At 71.2% G+C, this 25192-nt stretch carries 23 protein-coding genes and 2 riboswitches; of the genes, 7 read left to right on the forward strand and 16 right to left on the reverse strand.

The features are described 5' to 3' along the window. Together ACZ6CL_RS40580 and ACZ6CL_RS40585 are read right to left on the reverse strand one after the other, a co-directional pair. The coding region (locus ACZ6CL_RS40580; RefSeq protein WP_468946018.1) for an EamA family transporter at nt 1–996 on the reverse strand (996 nt) is incomplete at its 3' end. Between the two features lie 32 nt (nt 997–1028). Continuing rightward, complete coding sequence (locus ACZ6CL_RS40585; protein WP_468946019.1) at nt 1029–1556, reverse strand: Clp protease N-terminal domain-containing protein; 528 nt, start codon at nt 1554–1556, stop codon at nt 1029–1031. A 237-nt stretch (nt 1557–1793) separates the two neighbouring features. Here ACZ6CL_RS40585 and ACZ6CL_RS40590 point away from each other — a divergent pair, with 237 nt between their 5' ends. Both ACZ6CL_RS40590 and ACZ6CL_RS40595 read left to right on the forward strand, forming a co-directional pair. Next, the gene (locus ACZ6CL_RS40590) at nt 1794–2408 is read left to right on the forward strand and encodes an HAD domain-containing protein (RefSeq protein WP_468946021.1); all 615 of its coding nucleotides are present in this window, start codon (nt 1794–1796) and stop codon (nt 2406–2408) included. Nucleotides 2409–2447: 39 nt separating this feature from the next. Next, the gene (locus ACZ6CL_RS40595) at nt 2448–2876 is read left to right on the forward strand and encodes a type II toxin-antitoxin system Rv0910 family toxin (RefSeq protein WP_468946023.1); all 429 of its coding nucleotides are present in this window, start codon (nt 2448–2450) and stop codon (nt 2874–2876) included. Between the two features lie 11 nt (nt 2877–2887). Here ACZ6CL_RS40595 and ACZ6CL_RS40600 read toward each other — a convergent pair whose 3' ends face one another. Beyond that, nucleotides 2888–3541, reverse strand: coding sequence for a PadR family transcriptional regulator (locus ACZ6CL_RS40600; protein ID WP_468946026.1), 654 nt, complete (start codon nt 3539–3541; stop codon nt 2888–2890). Nucleotides 3542–3639: 98 nt separating this feature from the next. On the opposite strand from ACZ6CL_RS40600, the gene ACZ6CL_RS40605 reads away from it, so the two are divergent. Beyond that, nucleotides 3640–4455: a PhzF family phenazine biosynthesis protein gene (locus ACZ6CL_RS40605; protein WP_468946028.1), complete on the forward strand. Its 816-nt coding sequence runs from the start codon at nt 3640–3642 to the stop codon at nt 4453–4455. A gap of 39 nt (nt 4456–4494) precedes the next feature. Here ACZ6CL_RS40605 and ACZ6CL_RS40610 read toward each other — a convergent pair whose 3' ends face one another. Beyond that, the gene (locus ACZ6CL_RS40610; RefSeq protein WP_468946029.1) at nt 4495–5295 is read right to left on the reverse strand and encodes a CPBP family intramembrane glutamic endopeptidase; all 801 of its coding nucleotides are present in this window, start codon (nt 5293–5295) and stop codon (nt 4495–4497) included. A 161-nt stretch (nt 5296–5456) separates the two neighbouring features. Here ACZ6CL_RS40610 and ACZ6CL_RS40615 point away from each other — a divergent pair, with 161 nt between their 5' ends. Next, nucleotides 5457–7319 carry a substrate-binding domain-containing protein gene (locus tag ACZ6CL_RS40615; RefSeq protein WP_468946030.1) on the forward strand — a complete coding sequence of 621 codons (1863 nt, stop codon included), beginning with the start codon at nt 5457–5459 and terminating at the stop codon, nt 7317–7319. A gap of 6 nt (nt 7320–7325) precedes the next feature. Here the strand turns inward: ACZ6CL_RS40615 and ACZ6CL_RS40620 are convergent, their stop codons facing one another. After that, on the reverse strand, nt 7326–8828 hold the full coding sequence (locus ACZ6CL_RS40620) for a glutamate-cysteine ligase family protein (protein ID WP_468946032.1): 1503 nt from the start codon (nt 8826–8828) through the stop codon (nt 7326–7328). A gap of 459 nt (nt 8829–9287) precedes the next feature. Between ACZ6CL_RS40620 and ACZ6CL_RS40625 the strand changes: the two genes are divergently transcribed. Then, on the forward strand, nt 9288–9875 hold the full coding sequence (locus ACZ6CL_RS40625; protein WP_468946035.1) for a hypothetical protein: 588 nt from the start codon (nt 9288–9290) through the stop codon (nt 9873–9875). 269 nt (nt 9876–10144) lie between these two features. Beyond that, nucleotides 10145–10351 carry a DUF5999 family protein gene (locus tag ACZ6CL_RS40630; RefSeq protein WP_055551180.1) on the forward strand — a complete coding sequence of 69 codons (207 nt, stop codon included), beginning with the start codon at nt 10145–10147 and terminating at the stop codon, nt 10349–10351. A gap of 94 nt (nt 10352–10445) precedes the next feature. Here ACZ6CL_RS40630 and gcvP read toward each other — a convergent pair whose 3' ends face one another. Continuing rightward, nucleotides 10446–13343 (reverse strand): aminomethyl-transferring glycine dehydrogenase, encoded by a 2898-nt coding sequence (gene gcvP, locus ACZ6CL_RS40635; RefSeq protein WP_468946038.1) that lies wholly within the window; start codon nt 13341–13343, stop codon nt 10446–10448. 61 nt (nt 13344–13404) lie between these two features. After that, nucleotides 13405–13532: riboswitch (glycine riboswitch) on the reverse strand. Then, nucleotides 13533–13630: riboswitch (glycine riboswitch) on the reverse strand. 131 nt (nt 13631–13761) lie between these two features. Between gcvP and ACZ6CL_RS40640 the strand changes: the two genes are divergently transcribed. Further along, nucleotides 13762–14091, forward strand: coding sequence for a PRC-barrel domain-containing protein (locus ACZ6CL_RS40640; protein WP_398305729.1), 330 nt, complete (start codon nt 13762–13764; stop codon nt 14089–14091). On the opposite strand, the gene ACZ6CL_RS40645 is transcribed toward ACZ6CL_RS40640, so the two are convergent. The 10 genes from ACZ6CL_RS40645 to ACZ6CL_RS40690 form a co-directional block, all read right to left on the reverse strand. Then, nucleotides 14067–15536 carry a DNA polymerase IV gene (locus ACZ6CL_RS40645; RefSeq protein ID WP_468946041.1) on the reverse strand — a complete coding sequence of 490 codons (1470 nt, stop codon included), beginning with the start codon at nt 15534–15536 and terminating at the stop codon, nt 14067–14069. The genes ACZ6CL_RS40640 and ACZ6CL_RS40645 overlap by 25 nt on opposite strands. 59 nt (nt 15537–15595) lie before the next feature. Further along, nucleotides 15596–16222, reverse strand: a complete 627-nt coding sequence (locus ACZ6CL_RS40650; protein WP_009713202.1) for a MerR family transcriptional regulator — start codon at nt 16220–16222, stop codon at nt 15596–15598. A 168-nt stretch (nt 16223–16390) separates the two neighbouring features. Then, on the reverse strand, nt 16391–16864 hold the full coding sequence (locus tag ACZ6CL_RS40655; protein ID WP_009713203.1) for a bifunctional nuclease family protein: 474 nt from the start codon (nt 16862–16864) through the stop codon (nt 16391–16393). A 52-nt stretch (nt 16865–16916) separates the two neighbouring features. Further along, nucleotides 16917–17690 carry a transcriptional regulator FtsR gene (gene ftsR, locus ACZ6CL_RS40660; RefSeq protein ID WP_468946045.1) on the reverse strand — a complete coding sequence of 258 codons (774 nt, stop codon included), beginning with the start codon at nt 17688–17690 and terminating at the stop codon, nt 16917–16919. A gap of 21 nt (nt 17691–17711) precedes the next feature. After that, nucleotides 17712–18566, reverse strand: coding sequence for an FHA domain-containing protein (locus ACZ6CL_RS40665; protein WP_468946047.1), 855 nt, complete (start codon nt 18564–18566; stop codon nt 17712–17714). Between the two features lie 133 nt (nt 18567–18699). Beyond that, nucleotides 18700–19608 carry a DUF881 domain-containing protein gene (locus ACZ6CL_RS40670; RefSeq protein ID WP_468946057.1) on the reverse strand — a complete coding sequence of 303 codons (909 nt, stop codon included), beginning with the start codon at nt 19606–19608 and terminating at the stop codon, nt 18700–18702. Between the two features lie 797 nt (nt 19609–20405). After that, nucleotides 20406–20738: a small basic family protein gene (locus ACZ6CL_RS40675; protein ID WP_014058688.1), complete on the reverse strand. Its 333-nt coding sequence runs from the start codon at nt 20736–20738 to the stop codon at nt 20406–20408. After that, nucleotides 20735–21673, reverse strand: coding sequence for a DUF881 domain-containing protein (locus tag ACZ6CL_RS40680; RefSeq protein ID WP_468946050.1), 939 nt, complete (start codon nt 21671–21673; stop codon nt 20735–20737). Before ACZ6CL_RS40680 ends, ACZ6CL_RS40675 begins: the two co-directional genes overlap by 4 nt. Before the next feature lie 117 nt (nt 21674–21790). Further along, nucleotides 21791–24286, reverse strand: coding sequence for a sugar phosphate nucleotidyltransferase (locus ACZ6CL_RS40685; protein ID WP_468946052.1), 2496 nt, complete (start codon nt 24284–24286; stop codon nt 21791–21793). 109 nt (nt 24287–24395) lie between these two features. Beyond that, on the reverse strand, nt 24396–25004 hold the full coding sequence (locus tag ACZ6CL_RS40690) for a CDP-alcohol phosphatidyltransferase family protein (RefSeq protein ID WP_468946055.1): 609 nt from the start codon (nt 25002–25004) through the stop codon (nt 24396–24398). Between the last annotated feature and the right edge of the window lie 188 nt (nt 25005–25192).

The raw sequence follows: 25192 nt of genomic DNA on the forward strand, positions 1-25192 counted from the left end.
CGAGCGCGTCCGCCATGTGCTCGACGAGGCCGACCCGCCGCTGGCCGTCGCCACCGGTTCCGCCCCCGCCGCCTTCGGCGCCGACGTCTGCGCGATCAGCGCCCCGCCCAGGACGAGTACGCCGCCGACGACCTGGACCGCGCCCAGGTGTTCGTCCAGCAGCACCCAGGCCAGCACCGTCGCGACGACCGCCTCCAGGCAGGCCACCACCCCGGCCACCTGCGGCGACAGCCGGCGCACCGAGAGCACCCCGGTCAGATACGCGACCACCGTGGCGACGAGCACGATCCAGCCCAGCAGCAGTACCGCGGGCACCCGCGCGCCCGCGAGGTCCGCCTGCCCGGTGAGCACTGGCCAGTGGGTCTCCCACGGCCGGGCGACCACCGTCAGCGTCGCGGCGCCGATCAGCAGCCCGTAGGCGATGACACCGAGCGGGTCGGCCGCGTCCTGCCCCTCACTGCCGTGGTCGGACAGGACGAAGTAGCCGACCTGGCAGCACGCGGCGCCGAGGGCGAGCAGCAGCCCCAGCGCGTCGAAGCTCAGCCCGGACCACACCTCCACGACACACGCGAGCCCACCCACGGCGAGGAAGACACCGACCCCCGCCGCCCGGCTCACCGGCCGCCGCTGGACGAACCGGACCCAGCCCAGCACCAGCGCGGGCGCGAGGTACTCGACGAGCAGCGCGACCCCGACCGGGATGCTCGAGAGCGCGGCGAAGTAGAAGGCCTGGACGCCCGCCACGGCCAGCAGGCCGAACCCCAGGAGCAGCCCGGGGCGCCGCAGCGGCAGCCGCCGGTGGCGCCAGACCAGGGGCAGCATGACGAGAGCCGCGCCCGTCACCCGCAACCAGGTGACCTGCAGCGGTTCGAGCCCGGCCTCGATCAGCGGTTTGGCGGCGACACCCGAGCCGCCGAACGCGAGCGCCGAGACCAGGGCGAGCCCCAGACCGACACTCCTGCCCTGATCATGGTGCTGGCCTAGCGTGCTGTCCATCGGGCCATCATGTCAGCCGGATGTCAGGACCGTCACCCTGTTGGCAGCTGACACCTTTCGCCGTCCAGCGCCGTGACCAGCAGATCCACATCCACCCCGGCCCGCCGCAGCACCTCCGCGGCCCGGCACTCCCGGTCGTAGGTCAGCGCGGCGAGGAGGTCGGGGCCTTCGGCGAGTAACGCGCCGCGTGCCGCGGCGCGCCCGACCGCCGCCGCCATCGCGGACGCGGCCGCCGGGGACCAGCCGGGCACCCCGTCACCGGCCTCGGTCGCGGAGCGCTCGACCGTGCCGCTCCACCGGAGCCCGTAGCCGATGGTGCGCTGCACCAAGTAGCCGAGCAGCCGCACCACTTGGGGCGGGCCACCGGCGAACGCGTCCCACACCCGCGGGTCGTTCTCCACCAGGGTGTGCAGCAGATGGGCCGTGTCGAGCTGCTTGTCCGCGTCGCGTACGGCGCGCCGACGGGCCCCCGTGACCACGGCGGTCAGCCGCTCGCTCAGCCGGTTCTCGAACCCGGCACCGGCCGGGCCGGCGGAAGTGGAAAGGGTAGGACTTCGCACGCTCTCACCCCATCAGTCCCTTGAGGCCAAAGCATCCTCGGCGGGAAGCATGTGCGCATCCCACCGTAGTTGGGCCCCGATGACCGGAAATCATCCTCGGGGAGGAGAGAACCCGGTCTTCTTCCGGACTCCAAAACCCCTCGAAACCCCCGCGGCACGCAACCGCCGCCGCCCCGGGAGCCGTCTCCCCATTCACCACCGCGCCTTTTCCGCCACACAGTGCCGCCAAGGAGTCCGATGACCGCCCGGCCGCTGCTCTTCCTGGACATCGACGGTGTCCTCAACCCGGTCCTGCCGACCGACGGGTTCACCGCCTACGACATACTCGACTTCACCGTGCTGCTCTCCGCCACCCACGCCGACTGGCTGCGCGAGCTGTCCGCCACCTACGAACTTGTCTGGGCCACGACCTGGGAGCACGAGGCCAACCGCAAGATCGCGCCACTCCTCGGACTGCCCCGGCTCCCCGTCGTGGAGTTCACCGGCTACCAGCCGCGGCCGGACGATCCGAAGCTGCCGGGCCTCGACCTCTTCACGGGCCGCAAGTGGGCGCCGATCCTGCGGTACGCCGCGGGCCGCCCGTTCGCCTGGGTCGACGATGTGATGCCGGAGCGGCTGGTGTCCCGATCCCGGCTGCGGCGCGACCGGCTGCTGCTGCCGGTCGACCCCGCGCACGGGCTGCGACGGGAGCACGTCGACCGGCTGCTGGAGCACCCGCCCCGGGCGCGCCGCCTGCCGAGACTGCGTCGGCGCTCCGCCCGGGGACCACGAGCTGACGGTTCATCAGTATTGAATGTTCCGGGCGGCGCGGCTACGGTGCGCGACACGCCACGCTCCCGGCGCCCGGCCTAGGAGGTGTCGCCGCCGGACACCCGGAAGGGACGAACCCCCATGACCGAGGTCAGCGCACAGATACGCGTCGGGGCACCGGCCGAGAAGGTGTGGGCCCAGCTCACGGACTTCTCGTCGTACGGCGACTGGAACGTCACCCACACCGGATTCCCCCAGGGCGCCCCCGCCTCACTCGAAGCCGCCGCGACCTACCAGGAGAACATGCGGCTGATGGCCTTCCCGGCCGAAGTGACCTGGACCGTCGAGGAGTACGAGCCCGGGCGGGTGCTCGCCACCCGGGGCAAGGGCCCGATGGGCGTGACCCTCGGCATGCGCTACACACTGACGCCGGACGGTGACGCGACGACGGTCCGCGTCGACGGCGACTTCACGGGTGCGGCGGTGTCCCTGATGGCCGGAAAGCTCAAGGACTCGGCGACCACGGCGCTGAACGAGTCACTGCGCAAGCTCGCCGCGCTGGCGGGCTGACCCGCAGCCGCTCAGCCCGCGCCGCCCCGCTCCCCCTCCTCGTCATCCTCGGCGAGGATCAGATACAGCCGCTTGCGCGACTCGTTGATGACGGACAGCGCCTTCTGCCGCTGCTCCGGACTGCCCGTTTTCCAGACCTGCGCGAACGCCTCCATCAGGCCGAATCCGGCCTGCCGGACCTCCTGCATGGCCTCCCAGTCGATGCCGCGCCCGGCCTCTTCCCACGGGGCCTGCGGCCCCGCCTCGGCCTCGGCGCTCCCGGCCTCGGTGAGCGCGTACAGCTTCTTGCCGCCTTCGCTCTCGCTGCTGATCATCCCCTCGTCCTCGAGGAGCTGCAGCGTCGGATAGACCGACCCGGGGCTCGGCTTCCACGCTCCCCCGCTGCGCTCGGCGATCTCCTGGATCATCTCGTAGCCGTGCATCGGACGGTCCTTCAGCAGCGCGAGGATCGAGGCACGCACATCGCCGCGCCGCGCCCGGCCACGGCGTCCGCCACCGCCGTGCCCCCGGCCGCCGAACGGAGGGCCCCCGAAGGGGGGTCCGCCGAAGCCGCCGAAGCCGCCGGGACCGGGACCGAACGGCCCGAAGGCCGCACGCCGCTCCTCGAACTCACCCCGGTCGCGCCGACCGGGTCCGCGGTGTTCCTGCCCACGGAAATACCTCATCGTGACGCTCCTTCCATCGTCGATCCATCACGATGGCTCAACGATATATCGGAACCGATCGGATGACAATGCCCCGACCGCCGCCTACGGTCGGGGCCATGCGCATGCGAATCGTCGACGCCTTCACCGACCGCCCCTTCGCCGGCAACCCGGCGGGAGTCGTCCTCCTGGACGACGACGCCTTCCCGGACGACGCCTGGCTCCAGGACGTCGCCGCCGAGGTGAACCTCTCCGAGACCGCCTTCGCCCACCCGCTTCCCGAGGGGGCCGGGGCCGACTGGGCGCTGCGCTGGTTCACCCCGGCCACCGAGGTCGCCATGTGCGGGCACGCCACGCTCGCCACGGCTCATGTGCTGCGTACGACGGGGGGCGCGACCGGCACCGTACGGTTCGCCACGCTCAGCGGGGTGCTGTCCGCGACGGGCGACGCCGACGGCACGATCACCCTGGATTTCCCCACCGCCCCGCTGACCGAGGTCCCGGTCGCGGACGAGGTGACCGGCGCGCTCGGCACCACGGTCCTGTCCGCCCGGGACACCGGCCCGCAGGTCGGCGATCTGCTGGTGGAGCTGGCCGACGAGAAGGCCGTACGGGCCCTCACCCCCGACTTCGCGGCGCTCGAGCAGCTCGTCAAGCGGGCCGTCATCGCGACCGCGCTCTCCGAGGACCCCGCCCGTGGCTATGACTTCGTCTCGCGCGTCTTCGCGCCCGGCGTCGGCATCGACGAGGACCCGGTGACCGGCAGCGCGCACACCGCGCTCGCGCCCTTCTGGTCCGCGCGGCTTGGCCGCGACGAGCTGACCGGACTGCAGGCCTCCGCCCGCACCGGGCTGGTCCGCACCGCACTGCGCGGCGACCGTACGCTGCTGACCGGCCGGGCCGTCACCGTCATCGACGGGGAGCTGCTGGTCTGAACGGAACGGCCCGCCCCAAGACGGCGAGGGGGGCGCGGGTCAGGCGGTGGGCAGCCAGCCCACCTTGCCCGCCAGCAGGGCGTAGCCGACGAACGCCACGATGTCGATCAGCGCGTGCGCGGCGACCAGCGGCCCGACCCGCCCCCACCTGCGGTACAACAGCACGAAGATGACGCCCATCGCCATGTTGCCGAAGAATCCGCCGATCCCCTGGTACAGGTGGTACGAACCGCGCAGCACCGAGCTGGCCAGCAGCGCGGCCATCGGCGTCCAGCCCAACTGCCCGAGCCTGCGCAGCAGATAGCCGACCACGACCACCTCCTCCAGCACGGAGTTCTGCACGGCGGAGATGATGAGCACGGGCAGCTTCCACCACACGTCGGGCAGCGCTTCGGGCACGACGGTCAGATTGCCGCCCGCCGCCCGCGCGCCCAGGTAGAGCAGCAGCCCGGTGCCGCCGATGCCCGCCGCCACCACGGCACCCCACCCCAGGTCGGAGCGCGGCCGGGTGCGGTCGAAGCCGATCGCGCGCAGCCCGGCGCCCTCCCGCAGCAGCATGTGGGCCACCAGCGCGACCGGCACCAGCGCGGTCGCGATCCCGAACAGCTGCCAGGCGAGATCCAGCCAGGGACGGCCGGGCGCCTGGGAGCCGTTGAGGGTGGCCGCCTGGTCCTTGAGCCCGCCGGGCTTGGTCACCGAGCCGACAAAGCTGATCAGCGCGGACAGGGCGCTCGCGCCGAGCGACAGCGCCAGCACGAGCAGCGTCTCGTTGCGCAGAATCCGTCGCGGCAGGTCACCCTCGGTTGCGGGCAGCTCCGCCCCACGCGCCTCTGACTGCACTCCTGCCTCCCACTTCCGCTCTTCATACCGCGTCGGCGCGCCCGCCCCGCTAAGGTCTCGAAAACACATCCGAGATCGCGCGCGAGCAGGCTGGGCCGGGCGCCATCCGCAGGCGCGCCGTCCCTCCTGCCAGCGTCATCTTCCAGGAGAGACAGATCGCCATGGGACGCCACAGCCAGCCAGACGAATCCGACGATCCCGACTACTCCGGCATATTCGATGCCCTGGACCGCGCCGACCACACTGGTCACACGGACCACAGTGAGCGCATCGATCACTCCGCACCGGACAATACGGGGTCCAGACCCGGCGCGTCCTCCCGACGCCGGACCGTGGCGATCTCCACAGCGCTGGTTCTCGCCGTCGCGACTGGTGCCGTGGTGGTCTTACGCGGCGGGCTGCTGCCGTCCGCCGAGTCCTGCCGGAGCGACGCGGTGCGGCTCTCGGTGGCCGCCTCCCCGGACATCGCCCCGGGCTTACGCGCCGTGGCCGACCACGCCCGGAAGGCGGGCATCCGGTCCGATGGCCGCTGTCTGGACGTGAAGGTCACCAGCCGCCCGGCGTACGAGGTGGCGAATGCTCTCAGCACGGCGGACCGCCCCCCGGGGTTCCAGGTGTGGGTGCCGGACTCCAGCGTCTGGGTCGAGCGCGCGACCACCTCCCCGGTCAGCGCCGCGCCCCTGGACACGCTCGGCGGGATCGCCTCCTCTCCGGTCACGGTCGCCACCACGTCCACGGCGGCCAAGCGGCTGGGCTGGCCGGAGAAGACGTACGACTGGGCGCAACTGGCCGAGGCGGGAAGCGGCGGCGACCGCCCGCGACTGGGCACCGCCGATCCGGCGCGCAGCGCCACCGGGCTGCTGGCCCTCGCCCGGATCAACGGGTCCATCGCGAAGGCGGGCGCGGCGGGTGGGAAGGCCGCGACCGATACGCGCGCCGCGGCCAACGCCAAACTGCTGTCCCAGCGGGCCGCCGCGACCGACGCCGCCCTGCTGACGAAGCTGCCCCGGCGCGACCAGGCGGTGGTCCTGTCCGAGCAGGCCGCCTTCGCGCACAACGCGGAGGCCGGTGACGCGTCCCGCCTCGACCTGTTCTATCCGAAGGGCGGCACGGCCGAGCTGGACTACCCGTACACCGTCCTCAACGACCGCGAGCTGACCACCGTACGAGCGCGGGCCGCCACCCGCTTCATGACGCTGCTCACCGACCCGAGCGGCCGCCGAACCCTGCGGAAAGACGGCTTCCGGACGGCGGACGGCAAGGTCAGCGAGCCGGTGGCGCGGGCCGCGGGCGGCCGCACCCCGCAGCCGTACGCGGTGACGCCCTCCCCCGGGCCGTCCGCCCGGGAGGTGGAGGCGGCGCTGGGGATGTGGACCATCACCGTGCAGAGCGCCCGGCTGAACACGGTCGTCGACGCCTCCGCCTCGATGGGCGACCCGGTGCCGGGCCGGGCCGGACAGAGCCGGATGGACGTCACCAAGGCGTCGCTGCGGCAGGCCCTGACCCGGTTCACCGCGCGGGACGAGATCGGGCTGTGGGAATTCTCGACCGGACTGGACGGCGACCGGGACTACCGGGAGCTGGTCGCGGCCCGCCGCCTCGGGGCGCGCACCCCGGACGGAACCGGCCAGCGCGATGTGCTGACAACCGCCTTCGACGCGCTGAAACCGCTCCCCGAGGGCTCGACCGGGCTGTACGACACCACGCTGGCCGCCTACCGGCAGGCCCAGGACACCTTTGTGCGGGGCACGTTCAACGCGGTGGTGATCCTCACCGACGGCGCCAACCAGGATCCGGGCAGCATCTCGCGCGCCGCGCTGGTGAAGGAGCTGAAGCGGCTGGTCGACCCGGACCGCCCGGTGCCGCTCATCGCCATCGCGGTCGGCCCGGACGCCGACCAGGACGCCCTCCAGGAGATCGCCCGCGCGACCGGCGGATCGGCGCAGCGGGTCAACGACCCCGCGCAGATCAACACGGCCATGCTCAAGGCGATCGTCGCCGCCGGAGAGGCGGGCGCGAACTGACCCAGGTCAGGCGGAAAGGTCCGCGGGCCAGGTGTGCACCGGCGCGTCGGTTCGCATCAGGGCGCAGTAGCGGCGGGTCATCGCGGCGAGCGCGGCGTCCCGTCCCAGCCCGCTGTCCCGCGCCCGGTGGTACGTCGCGGCCTGCCAGGACGCGCCGTTGACCCGCAGGGCGCAGCGCTGCTCGATCACGCCGAGGTAGCGGTCGCGGTCGGCGGGCTCGACGCCCCAGGCGTCCAGCCCGGCGGCGGCCAGCGGCAGCAGCTCCTCGAGGACCAGCCGTACGGCGGGGGTGCGCGCCAGGGACGAGGACCGGCCGGGCTTCGGCCATTGCAGAACCGTGTCGATGCCGTGGCGGCACGCGGCGTCGAAGTTGGCCGAGGCGGCGCTGAACGGCAGCCGGGTCCACACCGGGCGGGGCTCCTCGGCGAGCGCTCTGACCAGCCCGTAGTAGAAGGCGGCGTTGGCGATGACGTCGGTGACGGTGGGGCCCGCGGGCAGCACCCGGTTCTCCACCCGCAAATGCGGTACGCCGTCCACGACTTGGTAGACGGGCCGGTTCCAGCGGTAGATCGTGCCGTTGTGCAGCACCAGCTCCTGGAGGTCGGGCACGCCGCCCTCGTCCAGGATCCGCAGCGGCTCCTCGTCGGCGCCGGTGGACAGCAGCGGCGGGAAGTAGCGCAGGTTCTCCTCGAAGAGCTGGTACGCGTCGGTGATCCAGCGCTCGCCGAACCAGGTGCGCGGCCGCACCCCCTGCGTCGCGTATTCCGGTGCGCGCACATCGGTGGCCTGCAGGAACAGCGGCGGACGGGATTCGCGCCACACCTCACGGCCGAAGACGAAGGGGGAGTTGGCACCGATGGCGATCTGTACGGCGGCCACGGCCTGCGCCGCGTTCCACACGGCGGCGAAGCGCCCGGGGGTGACCTGGAGGTGCAGCTGCACGGAGGTGCACGCGGCTTCGGGGGCGATGGTGGCGCTGGCGTAGCTGATGCGCTCACGGCCCTCGATATCGATGAGGAAATCCTCGCCGCGGGCGGCCAGCATCTGTTCGTTGAGAAGTTTGTAGCGGTCGTCGTAGGACAGGTTGGCCGAACCGAGATCCCGGGCGGCCAGGGTCGGCAGAATTCCGATCATCACGATCTCGGAGGACACCTCGCGCGCCTTGCGGTCGGCATATGACAGTCCCGTTCGCAGCTCTTCCGAGAGCTGGTCGAGAACCCTCCCGTGCAAACGATGCGGCACGATGTTCACTTCAAGATTGCACTGTCCGAGTTCGGTCTGGAAATCGTGACTCGCGATGCGCTCCAGAACCTCTGTGTTCATCATCCTCGGCAGCCCGTCGGCGCCTGCGAGATTCAGCTCGATCTCCAGCCCCATGAGATTCTTCGGGCGATCGAATCGCTTGTCGGCCAGCAGCCGGGACAGCGCGTCGAGGCACTGCCGCAACCGTCCGCGCTGCCGCTGCCGACCCGACGGATCGAACTCACCGGCTACGACCTTCTCCCCCATCGGAGCTACCTCCTCGAGTGGATCATCCGGCGCCCGCACCGCGCACACCACGCTCGATGATGCCCGCCAATGTGATCGATAACGCCCCGCGCGGCCCGCCCAGCCGGTAGGATCTCAACAGTGGCGCATTGCTCCAGAAAAATGGAGCGGTAGGATCCAGCCTACCGCGGCTGGCGTAAACCGCCAGGTCATATCCGTGCATCCGGCACCGAATCGGGGGAAATCCCCGCGTCCGCATGGACCGGAAATCACCTTGTGCGCAATATCGGGGACAGCTAGCCGAAACACTGCCGGAACATGTGTCGTATAAACTCGCTTTACGAGGCAGAGAGATAACGCCCGGACAGTTCGTCCCGGCCCCCTCTGACCCGCGTACCGAGTTACGTACACCGACAGCGCGCGTCCATACCCTGGCCCGCTATCGCTCCACCGTGTCTCCGAAGTGAGAGGCGACCCACCATGCCGCTGCTTGTGCCCCCGGCCCCCGCGCCCGCCCTGCGCAGCGTCCTCACGGCCCTAGGTTCCCCCACCGCTGTCCGTGAGGTCCGCACCCCGGCACTCAGCTCCCTGTCCGGCCCCTTCGAACCCGAACTCCCGCTCCCCGTCCACGTCTTGGACGACATCACCACCCCCGTCGGCCCGCCGCGGGTCAGACTCACCGGCTGGCGCTTCATGCTCCGCGATGACAACCGTACGGTGGCCGCCGCCGAGGCCAGGCTCACCGCCGACGGCTGGGCCTTCTCGCACTTCTCCGAGGGGCCGTACGTGGCCTCGGCCGAACTCGCCCTGCGCCAGGCCGAGTCACTGCCCGCCGCGTACCAGCCACGGTTCCTGTCGATTCCCGAGCTGTACATGGTGGCGCTGTGGCTGCACGGCGACCCCGCCGCGGACGCCGCCGAGGGCGGCATCGAGGCCGGGGACCTGCTGGTGCCGCTGGCCCCGGCGCCGCCGGGCATCGCGGCCCACCGCCCGCACCCCGCGGCCGATCTGCTGCCCGTCCTCACCCATCGGCTGACGCCGGCTCCGCTGCTGGGTTCCCCTGCCTGACCTGCCCCTTCCGCGACGGATGGCGCGCCCCGTGGCCCGTCGGGCGACGGGGCGCCGCGCTACGGGCGGGTAACAGTCCCGCCACGGTCAACCGTCCGGTCGGGTGATGCGTCATCATCTAGCAAGACCGGTGCCGCGAAATCCCTGCGGAATCCTTGCCACAGGGCAACACTGGGAGCAACCAACCGACACACAACGGGGGGGCGGCCTACATGAACGCCGCAGCGAGCAGCAGGACATACACCTCACCGCAGCGAAAGAACCTCGCCATGTGCCAACATCAACCACCGTGCCCGTCAGCCGACTCCGCCGACCGGGAGGCCGCCCATCTCGTGGCGCACCATCCGGAGCAGGGCTGGAGCCTGCTGTGCAACGGTGTCCTGCTCTTCGAGGACACCGGTGAGCTGCTGCCGGACGGGCGCGTCATCGCCCCGTGCCGACCGCTCGCCACCGAGCACGTCGTGACCGCCGCCTAGGGCTGACCACCCAGGAGGCGTTGGCATTACCAGGGGCCGGCCCGGCGCGTAAGTAAACGCCGCACCGGCCCCATCGTTGTGTCCAGCCCCGTGTTCAGCTCTCGTACGACTCCATCGGCGGGCAGGAGCAGACCAGGTTGCGGTCCCCGAACGCCCCGTCGACCCGCCGCACCGGCGGCCAGTACTTGTCGGCCGCCGAGACCCCGGCCGGGAAGACCGCCTCTTCCCTGGTGTACGGGTGGTCCCACGCCCCGCTCAGTGCGGCGGCCGTGTGGGGCGCGTTCCGCAGCGGGTTGTCGTCCTTGGTCCACTCCCCCGAGCCGACCTTGTCGATCTCCGCGCGAATCGCGATCATCGCCTCGCAGAACCGGTCCAGTTCCGCCAGGTCCTCGCTCTCCGTCGGCTCGATCATCAGCGTCCCGGCGACCGGGAACGACATCGTCGGCGCGTGGAACCCGTAGTCGATCAGGCGCTTGGCCACATCGTCGACCGTGACCCCGGTCGCCTTGGTGAGCGGCCGCAGATCCACCACGCACTCGTGCGCCACCAGCCCGCCGGGCCCGGTGTAGAGCACCTGGTAGTGCGGCTCCAGCCGCTTGGCGATGTAGTTGGCGCCGAGCACCGCTGCCTGCGTCGCGTGGCGCAGCCCCTCGGCGCCCATCAGCCGGACGTACGCCCAGGAGATCGGAAGGATACCCGCCGAGCCCCACGGCGCGGCCGACACCGGGCCGACCCCGGTGGCCGGGCCCGCGGCGGGCTGCAGCGGGTGGTTGGGCAGGTACGGCGCGAGGTGCGCGCGCACCGCGACCGGGCCGACCCCCGGGCCGCCGCCGCCGTGCGGGATGCAGAACGTCTTGTGCAGGTTCAGATGCGAGACATCGCCGCCGAACCGGCCGGGCTCGGCCAGCCCCACCAGCGCGTTGAGGTTGGCGCCGTCCACGTACACCTGGCCGCCGGCGTCGTGCACGGCCGCGCAGATCTCGGTGATGTGCTCCTCGAACACCCCATGGGTGGACGGGTAGGTGACCATGAGGACGGCCAGCTGCTCGCCGTACTGCTCGATCTTGGCACGCAGGTCGGCGGCGTCGACCTCACCGTCCTCGCCGGTCTTGACGACGACGACCTTCATGCCCGCCATCACCGCGCTTGCCGCGTTGGTGCCGTGCGCGGAGGACGGGATCAGGCACACCGTGCGCTGGGGCTCGCCGTTGGCCCGGTGGTACGCCCGCACGGCCAGCAGCCCGGCCAGCTCGCCCTGCGATCCGGCGTTCGGCTGGAGGGAGACCTTGTCATAGCCGGTGACCTCGGCCAGCCGCTCTTCCAGCTCGCGGATCAGCGTCAGATAGCCGTGGGCCTGATCGACCGGCGCGAAGGGGTGCAGCGCGCCGAACTCCGGCCAGGTGACCGACTCCATCTCGGTGGTCGCGTTGAGCTTCATGGTGCAGGAGCCGAGCGGAATCATGCCCCGGTCCAGGGCGTAGTCCCGGTCGGCCAGCCGCCGCAGGTAGCGCAGCATCGCGGTCTCGGAGCGGTACTGGTGGAAGACCGGGTGGGTCAGGTACGTGTCCGCGCGCAGCAGCTCCGCGGGGAGCGCGTCGGCCGCCGCCGCGTCCAGCTCGTCGATGTCGCTCCCGTCCCCGCCGTCGACACCGAAGGCGGACCACACGGCGGCCAGCTGGGCGCGGCCGGTGGTCTCGTCGCAGGCGATGCCCACGTGGTCCGCGTCGGTCAGCCGGAGATTGACCCCCGCCTCCCGGGCGGCGGCGACGACCTCGGCGGCCTTGCCGGGGACGCGCGCGGTGAGGGTGTCGAAGAAGGCGCCGTGCGCCACCTCGACGCCGCCCGCCCGCAGCCCCTCGGCGAGGACCGTGGCGTAGCGGTGGGTGCGGCGGGCGATGCCCGCGAGCCCGTCCGGGCCGTGGTAGACCGCGTACATTCCGGCCATCACGGCGAGCAGGACCTGCGCGGTGCAGATGTTGCTGGTGGCCTTCTCGCGGCGGATGTGCTGCTCGCGGGTCTGCAGCGCGAGGCGGTACGCCTTGTCGCCGTCGGCATCCACCGACACCCCGACCAGTCGGCCGGGCAGGCTGCGGGCGTGGGCGGCGCGCACGGCCATGAACCCGGCGTGCGGGCCGCCGAAGCCCATGGGCACGCCGAACCGCTGGGTGCTGCCGACCGCGATGTCCGCGCCCAGCTCACCGGGCGAGGTGAGCAGGGTGAGCGCGAGCAGGTCGGCGGCGACGGTGACGATCGCGCCCAGCTCATGGGCCCGCTCGATGACCGGACGCGGGTCGCGGACCGCGCCGGAGGCGCCCGGGTACTGGAGCAGCACGCCGAAGACACCGCGCTCGGCGATCTCGTCCGGGATGCCGTCGGTCAGATCGGCGACCACGACCTCGACGCCGGTCGGCTCGGCGCGGGTCTCGATGACCGCGATGGTCTGCGGCAGACAGTCGGCGTCGACCAGGAAGACGCCCTCCTTGACCTTGCCGACACGCCGCGACAGCGCCATGGCCTCCGCGGCGGCCGTGGCCTCGTCCAGCAGCGAGGAACCGGCGGTGTCCAGACCGGTCAGATCGGCGACGACGGTCTGGAAGTTGAGCAGCGCCTCCAGACGGCCCTGGGAGATCTCCGGCTGGTACGGGGTGTAGGCCGTGTACCAGGCGGGGTTCTCCATGACGTTGCGCAGGATCACCGGCGGGGTGAAGGTGCCGTAGTAGCCGAGGCCGATCATGGACGGCAGCACCTGGTTGCGGTCCGCGAGCGCACGCAGCTCGGCGAGGACCTCCGCCTCGCTGCGGGCGGGCGGCAGCCGCAGCGCCTCGGCGCTCTTTATGACCTCGGGTACGGCGGCGGCGGTCAGCTCGTCGAGGGAGCCGAAGCCGACCTGGGCGAGCATCTTGGCCTGCGCTCCGGCGTCGGGGCCGATATGCCGCTGCTCGAATGGAGTACCGCGCTCCAGATCGGCGAGCGAGATGCGGTGGGTGGTCATCAGCGGGGGCCTCCTGGTCAACACGACCGGCGAGGGGCACCGCGGCGCGGGTGCCCGGACGGCCTCCCCCTCTGTCATCTCAACCTGAGAGCTTCACCGGTCCGCGTGTGGCCTGACCGGCTTTCACCGTCGGTGAGGAGGGGTTCCGGAGCTGTGCTCCCCGTGGCCCACCCTGCTTTCCAGAGTGACCTCACCCGCGCGGTACGTGTGCCTGAGAGATTCCGGGGAGGATTTGCTCCTTCGGCGCCCCCGACGCCATTGTCGGAGGACTCTCCCGCACGGGGTCTGCAGCCACAGCCAGCGTACCAGCGCGTCTACGGGCGGGAGGGGTTGGTCGCCAGGTGCTCGAGTGGCCGCGTACGGGGATGTGGCTTTTGGTAGGTATCACTGGATCACCGCCACCTGATCGTCGCCACCTGTGGGAGAGAGCGTGCAGACGGACATCGACCCGCGGACCCTGATCGGCCGCAAGGCATTCGACCGCGAGGGCGCCAAGATCGGCACCGTGGACGAGGTCTACCTCGACGACGCGACCGGCGAACCCGAATGGGCGGCGGTACGCACCGGCCTGTTCAGCCGGGACGTCTTCGTACCGCTCGAACCGAGCGAGGTCGTCGGCGACTCGCTGCGGGTGCCGTACGACCGGGCGCTGATCAAGGACGCCCCGGACCTCGGCGTCGGCCGCCACCTCTCCCCGGAGCAGGAGCTGCAGCTCTACCACCACTACGGCCTGGACGTCACCGGCTGACCCCGCCCCTGGCTCCCCTCCCCGGCGGCTTCGGCGGCCCCGGCGGCCTCGGCGGCTTCGGGTGGCCGCACCAGCGGCAGCGGCTCGCCCGGCTCCAGCTCCGGGTCGTCCACGGCGAACGTCCGCACCCGGCCGGGGTCAGACCAGGGCAGCTCGAACCGTATGGTCACCCGCCCCACCCCGCTCCCCTGGACCCAGCCCGCCCCGTACTCGGCGTGCCGCACATCGGCGCCCGGCAGCCAGGCCCGAGGCCTCTCAGCGGCCTCAGCGGGGTCTGAGAGGCCTGGGCTCTCCGGCTCCGGCGCCTCGGAGCCTGGAGGCCTCCCCGGGGCCTCCAGGGCCTCGTGGGCGGCCTGAGCGGCCTGCGCTGCGTGAGCGGCCTGGGCGAACAGATCCTCCTGCGTGTAGTCCGCGAGCCCCGACACGCCCACCCCCAGCAGCCGCACCCCCGCCGTGGTGTCCACCCCGTCGATCAGCCGGGCCGCGGCCTCCTTGACCACGCCGGGGTCGTCGGTGGGGCCGCGCAGGGTCTCCGAACGGGTCAGCGTCGAGAAGTCGTACCGCCGGACCTTGATCACGACCGTACGCCCCGAACGGCCCGCCTCCCGCAGCCGCCGCACACAGCGGTCGGCCAGCCGCGCCACCTCCAGCTGCACCCGGGTGCGGTCCGTCAGGTCGACGTCGAACGTGTCCTCCACGGAGATGGACTTGGCGTCCCGCTCGGCGACCACCGGCCGCTCGTCCCGCCCGCTGGCCATCAGGTACAGCGATGTGCCGTGGGCCCGGCCCAGCAGCCGGACCAGCTCCGCCTCGCCCGCCTCCCGCGTCTCGGCGACGGTGTGGATACCGGCGCGGCGCAGCGCCTCCGCGGTGGCCGGGCCGACGCCCGGCAGGGTGCGCACCGGCATCGGGTCCAGCAGCTCCCGCTCCGTGCCGGGCTCGATGACCGCCATGCCGTCCGGCTTGGCCTGCTCGGAGGCGATCTTCGCGAGCATCTTGGAGCCCGCCAGGCCCACCGATCCGGTCAGCCCCGTCACGGCGCGGATATCGGCCCGCAGCCGCTCCCCCACGGCCCGCGCCGCCTCCACCCGGGCCTCGGTGCCGCCCGCCTCCAGGTCCACGAACGCCTCGTCCAGGCTCAGCGGCTCCACCAGCGGCGACAGCTCCCGCAGCAGCCCCATGACCTGGTCGCTGACCTGGCGGTAGAGGGAGAAGCGGGGGGTCAGATACGCCGCGTTCGGACAGAGCCTGCGGGCCTGCGCCATCGCCATGGCCGAGTGCACCCCGAACACCCGGGCCTCGTACGACGCCGTGGACACCACCCCGCGCGGCCCGAGGCCCCCCACGATCACCGGTTTTCCGCGCAGGCTGGGCTTGGACGCCTGCTCCGCCGAAGCGTAGAAGGCATCCATGTCCAGATGGAGAATCGTCGGCACACCCCTCACATGTCCGATGCTGCCGCACGCCACTGACAATCGGCGCCCGGCACGGGGTGGGAGCGCTCTCAGCCCGCCCGGTTGCGGCGCCGGGCCAGTTCGTCGGCGGGGTTGTGGCCCACCAGCGTCTCGCCGGTGTCCACCCGCTCCCCGTGCAGCTGGGACAGCGCGCTCTCCACGTCCCGCCACACCACGCCCACGGCGATCCCGAAGACACCCTGGCCGCCCTGGAGGAGGTCCACGACCTCGTCCGGCGAGGTGCACTCGTACACCGTCGCGCCATCGCTCATCAGCGTCATCTGGGCCAGATCGTCCAGGCCCCGGGTACGCAGGTGCTGGACTGCGGCCCGGATGTTCTGCAGGGACACACCGGTGTCCAGCAGCCGCTTGACGATCTTCAGGACGACCACGTCCCGGAAGCTGTACAGCCGCTGGCTGCCCGACCCGTACGCGGGCCGCACGCTCGGCTCCACCAGCCCGGTGCGCGCCCAGTAGTCCAGCTGGCGGTAGGTGATGCCCGCGGCGGCGCACGCGGTGGGCCCGCGGTAGCCGACCGTCTCCGTACCCCCCGCGGCGGGCTCGCGTGGTGCCGTGGGCTGTGCCGCGACCCGAGCCTTCAGTGCCGGATCGGCCGGTGCGCTCCCCTGGAGCGCATACGGACCGCCGGCTGCCGTGCCGTCGCCGGTGCTTCTCACGCCGACCTCCGTCCTCGACCTGCCTTCTCGAAGGTAGGCAGTCACCCGGGGTGCGTCAACGATCGCCACACTCGGCACGCCGAGTGATAATCACCCTGAGAGTGGTTTCCCGTGTCCCTCGTCCGGGAAAGGCTACTCGAATGCGCTAGCGAGGACCGGCAGACCGCTTCACTGGCTGCTGCTTCCGAAGTCCTCGGGCGAGATCTGGTCGAGGAACTCGCGGAACTTCTCCACTTCGTCCTCCTGCTCGTCCGGGATGGCGATACCGGCGTCGTCGAGCACGCCGTCGCTGCCGTAGATCGGCGTCCCGGTGCGCAGCGCGAGCGCTATGGCGTCGGACGGCCGCGCGCTGACCTCCACACCGCTGGCGAAGACCAGCTCGGCGTAGAAGACCCCCTCCCGCAGGTCCGTGATCCGGACCTCCGTGAGCGTCTGGCCGACCGCTTCGAGTACGTCTTTGAAAAGGTCGTGGGTCAGCGGGCGTGCCGGAGCCATGCCCTGCTGTGCGAAGGCGATCGCGGTCGCCTCCCCTGGTCCGATCCAGATGGGGAGGTAGCGATCGCCTCCCACTTCACGCAGGAGCACGATCGGTTGGTTGGAGGGCATTTCCACCCGGACACCCACGACGTCGAGCTCGTTCACACAGCAACCCTAGGACGTGCCCGGCCGGTTTGGATAGTCGGGGCCGGATCGGTCAGTGCGCAGCGGCCCGCAGCGCCGACTGGACCAGGGCCGCGTGGAGCCGGACGGAGAGCGTCGCCAGCTCGCGCGCACTGGCCTCCGCATGCGCTCTGGTCTGCGGATTTCGATGCAGCCGCAGCGGTGCGACCACCTGCTCGACCAGCCCGGCCTCGCGCTCGGCGGCCGCTTTCATGATCCGCAAATGACGTGGCTCGAGGCCGAAGCGGCCCAGCTCGGCGAGCAACCGGGCGACCGTCACCGCTTCGACGTCATATCCGCCGTCCCCGCCGTGCGCGATCAGGCCGTACGACTCCCAGTCGGCCAGCTCCGCCTCGCTGACCTCGGCGGATGCCAGCAGCTCGGCCCGGCCCACCCGGGCCACCGTGGGTCCGTCAGGGAGCGCGGCGGCCCCCTGGTCGGCCCCCGGCTCCAGCAGCTCACACGGCCGCGCTCCCGGCGAAACGGCAGGAAGCTGCGGCCGCTCACCCCGCTCCAGGGCCTCCAGGTGCTCCCGGATGACCTTGAGTGGCAGGTAGTGGTCGCGCTGCATGCGGAGGATGAGAGCGAGCCGCTCCACATCCTCCTGACTGAACTTGCGGTAGCCCGACGGCGTGCGCCGAGGCTCCACCAGTCCTTCGGCCTCCAAGAAGCGGATCTTGGAGATGGTGACTTCGGGGAACTCGTCCCGCAGCAGATTCAGCACGGTGCCGATACTCATGGACCGGCCGCCCGGGCCGCCCGCGGGGGCGGTGCCGGTACCGGCACCGCCCGACGGTGTCTGAAGCATGGACGGACCTCCCCTGACGGGTCAGATGCCGACGCCCCGCTGGCTCGGGTAGAAGACCAGCCGGTACTTACCGATCTGCACCTCGTCGCCGCTGGTCAGGACCACCGGCGCGTCGATCTGCTCCCGGTTGACGTACGTCCCGTTGAGGCTGCCGACATCGGCGACCGTGAAGCTGCCGTCCTGGCCGCGCCGGAACTCCACATGGCGGCGGGAGACCGTCACGTCATCCAGGAAGATGTCGCTCTGGGGGTGGCGGCCGGCCGTGGTCAGATCGCTGTCCAGCAGGAAGCGACTGCCCGAGTTCGGCCCGCGGCGGACCACCAGCAGCGCGGAACCCAGCGGCAGCGCCTCCACGGCGGCCTGGGCCTCCGGGCTGAGCGACGGCAGCGGCGTCTGCCCGGTCACCTCGGAGTCGTACGCCTCGATACCGGAGATCGAGATCGTGGAGGTGGTCTCCGAGGCACGCTCCGAGGGCGCCTGGCCCCGCAGCGGCGCACCGCAGTTGGAGCAGAACCGGCTGTCCTCCGCGTTCCGATGCCCGCACCTCGTACAAACAGGCATTCCGGGACCTCCACCACTCCGCGAGGCCGATGGGTCCTCGAAACCTATGCGTCCGGCCGCCGAGGGGTCAACAGAAGACGCGCCCTGGCCGCCCGAAATGTCACCGCCCTGGCCGCCGACCTGATCCCGGAACAGCGGGCGCTCCTCGCTCCCCCCTCCGCTCTCGTCCGCAGCACGCCGTGCGCGGTGGCGAGCGGTGCCGCTCCCGCCATCCTGGCGTGCACTCTTCCCGAACAACTTCCCGAACAACTTCACGGGCGATTCCCCTTGACTGAAACAGACCCGCCCGTGGGGCAGGACAAACCCTCGATGCACACACCAGCAGACGGTCCGGACATCCTCACAACGTCCGTGACCACCAGACAGTTTCCATCACGCGCGACTCTTCTGGTGCGTCGACCCCCCGCATCCACATGGTCTCCCCGAGAGACCCTCATATCGAACCGCCTCACCGTGATGACGACCGAGCGTAGTCAGGGCGCTTCCCTGACCGCAAGGCGTCCACAACGATCTTCTTCTCCCGCTGGACGGACACGGTGGCCTGCTCCTTCTCCAGACTCTGCACCACTCCGCCCGGAATGTTCAGCGCCGGCTCCAGATCCTCCGGCTTGCCGATCACCTTCACGACGTACGGCTGCGTCACTTTCCGTCCATCGATCTCGACCGAGCCGCCCTCGTCCGAGAAGTAGGAGTTGGCGACCACCCGCACGGAGCCGATCTGGATCGCCTCGGCGCCCGCCGCCCGCAGCTCCTGCACCGTGTCGAGCAGCATGTCGGCCTCCACGGAGCCCCGGGAGTCGTCGATGGTGATCGTGATCCCCGGCCCCTGCGCGGCGACCGTGCCCGCGAGCACGCCCAGCTGCTGCTCCTTCTGGAGCGTCTGCTTACGGGCCTCCTCAGCCTGGTCCGAGCTGTTCTCCAGCTCGGTGCGCTGGTTCTCCAGACGGCGCTTCTCGTCCTGCAGCCGCTGGGTGCGCGCGTCCAGCTCGTCCAGGATCCGCACCAGGTCCTCCTGGCGGGCCCCGCGCAGCACGCTGTTCTCGTTGGTCGAACGCACCTGGATGGCCAGGCCCAGACCCAGCCCGAACAGCAGCACGGCGACGATCAGCTGCGCCCGGGTCACCCGGGGCGGCCACACGCCCTTCAGCAGGCGCTGCCGACCGGTCAGCGCCTCCTCCTCCGTGCCCCCGGGCTTCCCGCTTCCCGGCGCGAACCCGGCGGGCGGCCCGGTCCCGTTCGACGGCCCGCCATCGGCCGGACGCCGCCCGTTGGGCACCGGGGCCGGGGGACGCGGCGGCGCGCCCTTGGGGGCCTGGCCCGGCGGAACCGGACCACGGGGCGGTGCGTTCCGCGGCAGCGGCGTCCTGAGGGCGGGGCGGGGACCGTTGTGGGGCCCGCCCGTCCCGGGACGGGGCGCCTGGGGCGCCGGGGGCTTCGGCGGGGCGGCCTTGCGCCGCTCCGCCGCCTCGGGGTGCTCGGGCCTCCCGCTCCCCTCCGCGCGCTTCTCCGGCGGCTTGGGCAACGACGGCCGCGGCCGCCCCGCAGCCCCCTGCGCCGGTCCGCCCCGCATCCCGGGCCGCTCGGACGCGCCCTGCGGCCGCGGCTTCACGGGCCGCTCGGGCGCGTCCTGCTGACGCCGGTCAGGCCCCGGGGCCTGCGGGGACTGGCCAGGCTGCTCCGGCCGCTCCGGCCGCTCCGCCTGCTCAGGCTTCCGGGGCTGCTCAGACTTCCCGGTTCGTTCCGGTTCGCGCGGCGTCGCAGGCCGCTCGGGGTTCGGGGCCTGCCGGGAGGCCCCGAGCTGCTCGGACTTCCCGTCCTGCTGGGCCTGCCCAGGCCGCTCCTGCCCGCGCGGCGTCTCCGGCCGCTCCGGCCGCTCCGGCCGCTCCGGCTCGCGCCGCGTCTCGGGCTGCTCCGGCCGCTCAGCCTGCTCAGGCTTCCGGGCCTGCTCAGGCTTCCCGGCCCGCTCCGGCTCACGCGGCATCTCGGGCCGCTCCGGCTTTCCGGCCCGTTCCGCCCCGCGCGGGGCCTCCGGCTCGCCAGGCTGCTCGGCCTGCTGAGGCTTCTGGGGCTGCTCAGACTTCCCGGCTCGCTCCGGCTCACGCGGCGTCTCGGGCCGCTCCGGCTTCTCGGGGGTGTCGTCGGTCGTCATCGGCCTCACGCCCGGAACACATGCCGCCGGATCGCGGCAGCGTTGGAGAAGATGCGGATGCCGAGGACGACCACGACCCCGGTGGACAGCTGGGCGCCGACGCCGAGCTTGTCACCGAGGAAGACGATCAGTGCGGCCACCACCACATTGGACAGGAACGATACGACGAAGACCTTGTCGTCGAAGATCCCGTCCAGCATCGCCCGGAAGCCACCGAACACGGCGTCGAGCGCCGCGACGACGGCGATCGGCAGATAGGGCTCGACCACCGTCGGCACCACGGGTCGGACCACCAGTCCGACCACGACTCCCACGATGAGGCCCAATACGGCGATCACGATGTGCCCTTCCCTGTTTCGGTGCCACCCTTACCGGCACCGCCGGTTATGGGTTCTGCGCTACGTACGATCAGGCTCGGCGCGGCGGGAAGCCGGACCGTGTCCTGGGCGGTCATGCTGGTGCGGATGTCGTAGTTCTCCTGCAGCACATGCAGGTACTGTCCATCGGCACTGTCCTGGAAAGCGGTGCTCAGCCGCTGCCCGTCCCCCACCGCGAGCACGGTGTACGGCGGCGCCAGCGGCTTGTTGTCGACCAGTATGGCGTCTCCCGCGGCCCTGATCGCCGAGAGCGCCGTCAGCCGCTGTCCGTTGATCGCGATGGCCTCCGCACCCGACTCCCACAGGCCGTTGACGACGCGCTGCATGTCGTGGTCGCGCACCCGCCCCGTATCGGAGAAGTCGTTGCTCTCCCTGGGGCCGCCGCCGCTCCCCGACGTGGACTGCTTGGCGTCGTCGACCGTCAGCTTGACGCCCGGACCGGACACCGCGGTCGCCCCCGAGAGCAGCGCCACCAGGTCGCCCTTGGCTCCACCGTGCTTCTCCAGCGCCTGCCGCTGCTTCTCCCCCACATCGCCACGGAGCTGGTCCACGCTCTTGGCGAGCCCGTCCGCCTTGGCGTTCCCCGACTCGATGCGGTCGATGAGTTCGCTCCGCTCCTTGGCCAGCGTCGGTGCCGATATCCGGGCCTCGGCGGCCCCGATGGTGACCACGATCGCCACCATCACCAGGCCCAGGGCCACCGTCAGCCTGCCGCGCAGGCTGCGCGGCAGGCGGGACCGGCCGGTCTCGCCACGCCGCGCGGCCGCCTCGGCGTAGCCGTCGTCGAGGCTGTGGTCCATCACATTGGTCAGCAGCGACATGGACGCGTCGGGACGCGGACGCGGGCTCGGTGTTGCTGTGCTCCGAACGGGGGGCTGCTGCGACATGCCGCACATCGTCGCACGTCGGCGGCGCCGTCTCCCAATGGCCCCACCGGCGTGCCGGATCCGGGCCCGGGAGGCGGCGCCCCAACGTGTTCAAACGGGTTCAAGAGCCGCCGGAAGGCCCCCGGATCAGCGCCCCGCGCTGTCCACGACACCGGCCCACTCGTCGAGCAGCGCCTGCGCGGACGCGTCGTCCGGACCCTCCGCCCACAGATGGGTGACGGCCTCGGCCGGGTCGGGCAGCACCATCACCCAGCGGCCGTCGGCCTCCACCACCCGCACTCCGTCGGTGGTGTCAACGGACCGGTCTCCGGCGGCCTCCACCACATGCCGCATGACCAGGCCCTTGACCGCCCAGGGGGTGGCCAGGTCGCGCCGCTGCACATGGGCCCGCGGAATCCGCGCGTCGATCTGGCTGAGCGTCAGCTGGGTGCGCGCCACCAGTCCGATGAGCCGGACGAAGGCGGCCGTGCCGTCGAAGACGCTGCTGAACTCGGGGATGATGAAGCCGCCGCGGCCGTCGCCGCCGAAGATCGTCGTCTCCGACCGGGCGACCCGGGTCAGATCGTCCGCCGCGGTCGTCGTCCACTCCACCTGGGTGCCGTGGTACGCCGCGACCTGCTCGGCGATACGGGTCGTGGTCACCGGCAGCGCCACTCGCCCGCTGCGCCGCTCCGCGGCCACCAGGTCCAGCATCACCAGCAACGCCCGGTCGTCCTCCACGATGCGGCCGCGCTCATCGACCAGGGAGAACCGCTCACCGACGGGGTCGAAGCGGACGCCGAAGGCAGCGCGGGCCGACGCGACGATCTCGCCGAGCCGGGCGAGCCCGGAGCGGCGGCCGTCGGCGGTCTCGGTGGGGCGCGACTCGTTCAGCCCCGGGTTGATCGTCAGCGCGTCCACTCCGAGGCGCCCCAGCAGGCTGGGGAGGACGAGCCCGGCGCTGCCGTTCGCCGCGTCCACCACGACCTTGAGGCCGGACTCGGCGATCCCGCTGACGTCCTGGGCCCGCAGCAGGGAGCCGGTGTACGAGTCGAAGACGCTTGACGGGAAGCTCAGGTCGCCGATCTCGCCGGGGAACGCCCGGCGGTACTCCTGGCGCGCGTACACCCGGTCCAGCTTGCGCTGGCCGCCCGCGGACAGGTCGGCGCCGCGCTCGTCGAAGAACATGATGTCCACGGAGTCGGGAACGCCGGGGGACGTACGGATCATGATGCCGCCGGCGCTGCCCCGGGCCGTCTGCTGGCGGGCCACCGGCAGCGGCACGTTCTCCAGGTCACGGACGTCGATGGCGCTGGTCTGCAGGGCGGAGATCATGGCCCGCTTGAGGGCGCGGGCGCCGCGGGAGTGGTCGCGGGCCGTGGTGACCGTGGAGCCCTTCTTGAGGGTCGTGGCATACGCGCCGGCCAGCCGCACCGCCAGCTCGGGGGTGATCTCCACGTTGAGGATGCCGGATACGCCCCGGGCGCCGAAGAGATGGGCCTGTCCCCGGGACTCCCAGATGACCGAGGTGTTGACGAACGCGCCCGCCTCGATGGTCTTGAACGGGTAGACCCGCACGTTCCCCTGGACGATCGATTCCTCGCCGATCAGACACTCGTCGCCGATCACCGCGCCGTCCTCGATACGGGAGGCGCGCATGATGTCGGTGTTCTTGCCGATCACACAGCCGCGCAGATTGCTCTGCTGACCCACATAGACGTTGTCGTGGACGACGGCCTTGTGCAGAAAGGCGCCGGTTTTCACGACGACGTTGGAGCCGACGACGGTGTGCTCCCGGATCTCGGCTCCGGCTTCCACCTTGGCGTAGTCACCGATGTAGAGCGGGCCGCGGAGCACGGACTCGGGGTGCACCTCCGCGCCTTCGGCGACCCAGACTCCGGGAGAGATCTCGAAACCGTCGAGTTCGACGTCGACCTTCCCCTCCAGGACATCGGCCTGGGCCTTCACATAGCTCTCATGGGTGCCGACGTCCTCCCAGTAGCCCTCGGCGATATAGCCGAAGATGGGCTTGCCCTCCTTCATGAGCTGCGGGAAGACATCTCCGGACCAGTCGACGGGAACATCCGGCTCGACGTAGTCGAAGACTTCGGGCTCCATGACATAGATGCCGGTGTTGACCGTGTCCGAGAAGACCTGGCCCCAGGTGGGCTTTTCGAGGAAGCGCTCGACCTGCCCCGCCTCGTCGACGATGGTGATTCCAAATTCAAGCGGATTGGGCACCCGGGTCAGGCACACCGTGACCAGCGCGCCTTTTTCCTTATGAAAATTGATCAGCTCGGTGAGGTCGAAATCGGTCAGGGCGTCACCCGAGATCACCAGAAAGGCATCGTCCTTGAGCGCCTCTTCGGCGTTCTTGACGCTGCCCGCGGTGCCGAGCGGCTTCTCCTCGTTGGCGTACGTGAGCTCCATACCGAGCTCCTCGCCGTCCCCGAAGTAGTTCTTGACCAGAGACGCGAGGAACTGCACGGTCACCACGGTCTCGGACAGGCCATGCCGCTTGAGCAGCCGCAGCACATGCTCCATGATCGGCCTGTTGGCCACGGGCAGCAGCGGTTTGGGCATGGTCGCGGTCATCGGGCGCAGACGAGTCCCCTCGCCCCCTGCCATTACGACGGCCTTCATGTCGGAAGCGTCCTCCTCGAAAGAGACGACGGTCATGCCGACCGCGCACGCCCGATGGCCCTTGAAATCGCTACGGGCACCCGGTGCTGGGTTGCCCACGACGGCGAACTCAGTCGGCCGCGGCGTCCGCCTTCACCAGTCGGCGGACCTGAACCACGTAGAGGACTCCTGCCCACCAATAGAGTGTTGTACCCCATCCGGCGAACGCCCATCCGAAAATAGCGGCGGTCGTGTGAAGCGGGCCACTTCCATCACTCAGAAGGAGCAAGGGGAAGGCGTACATGAGGTTGAACGTGGCCGCCTTGCCGAGGAAGTTCACCTGGGGCGGCGGATAGCCGTGGCGCCGCAGGATCCACACCATCGCGACGAGCACCACCTCGCGGGCGAGGAGAACGATGGGCAGCCAGAGCGGGAGGATGTCCCGCCAGGTGAGGCCGATGAGCGTGGACAGAATGTAGAGCCGGTCGGCGGCGGGGTCCAGGAGGCGGCCGAGGCTGCTGATCTGGTTCCAGCGGCGGGCCAGCATGCCGTCCAGATAGTCACTCACCCCGCTGAGCGCCAGCACCAGCAGGGCCCACAGGTCACTCTTTGGCCCGCCGAACTCGGGCCTGAGGATCAACCACAGGAAAAGCGGTACGCCGAAGAGGCGAGCGGTGCTGAGGATGTTCGGGATGGTGAGTACACGATCCGTCTGGACCCGTGTCTCCTGAACCTCCACCCGGGGGCCTCCTGTGAGGGAATCAGCCAATGATGCCCCATGACTCTACCGGTAGTGGCACCGGGGCCCCTCACCGGGGAGGTGGTGACATATACGAAAAGGCCCTGTTGGGAGCTTGAAGCTCCCAACAGGGCCTTTTCCAAAGATTGTTCGGCGGCGTCCTACTCTCCCACAGGGTCCCCCCTGCA

Source organism: Streptomyces sp. NPDC041200, from assembly GCF_055591805.1.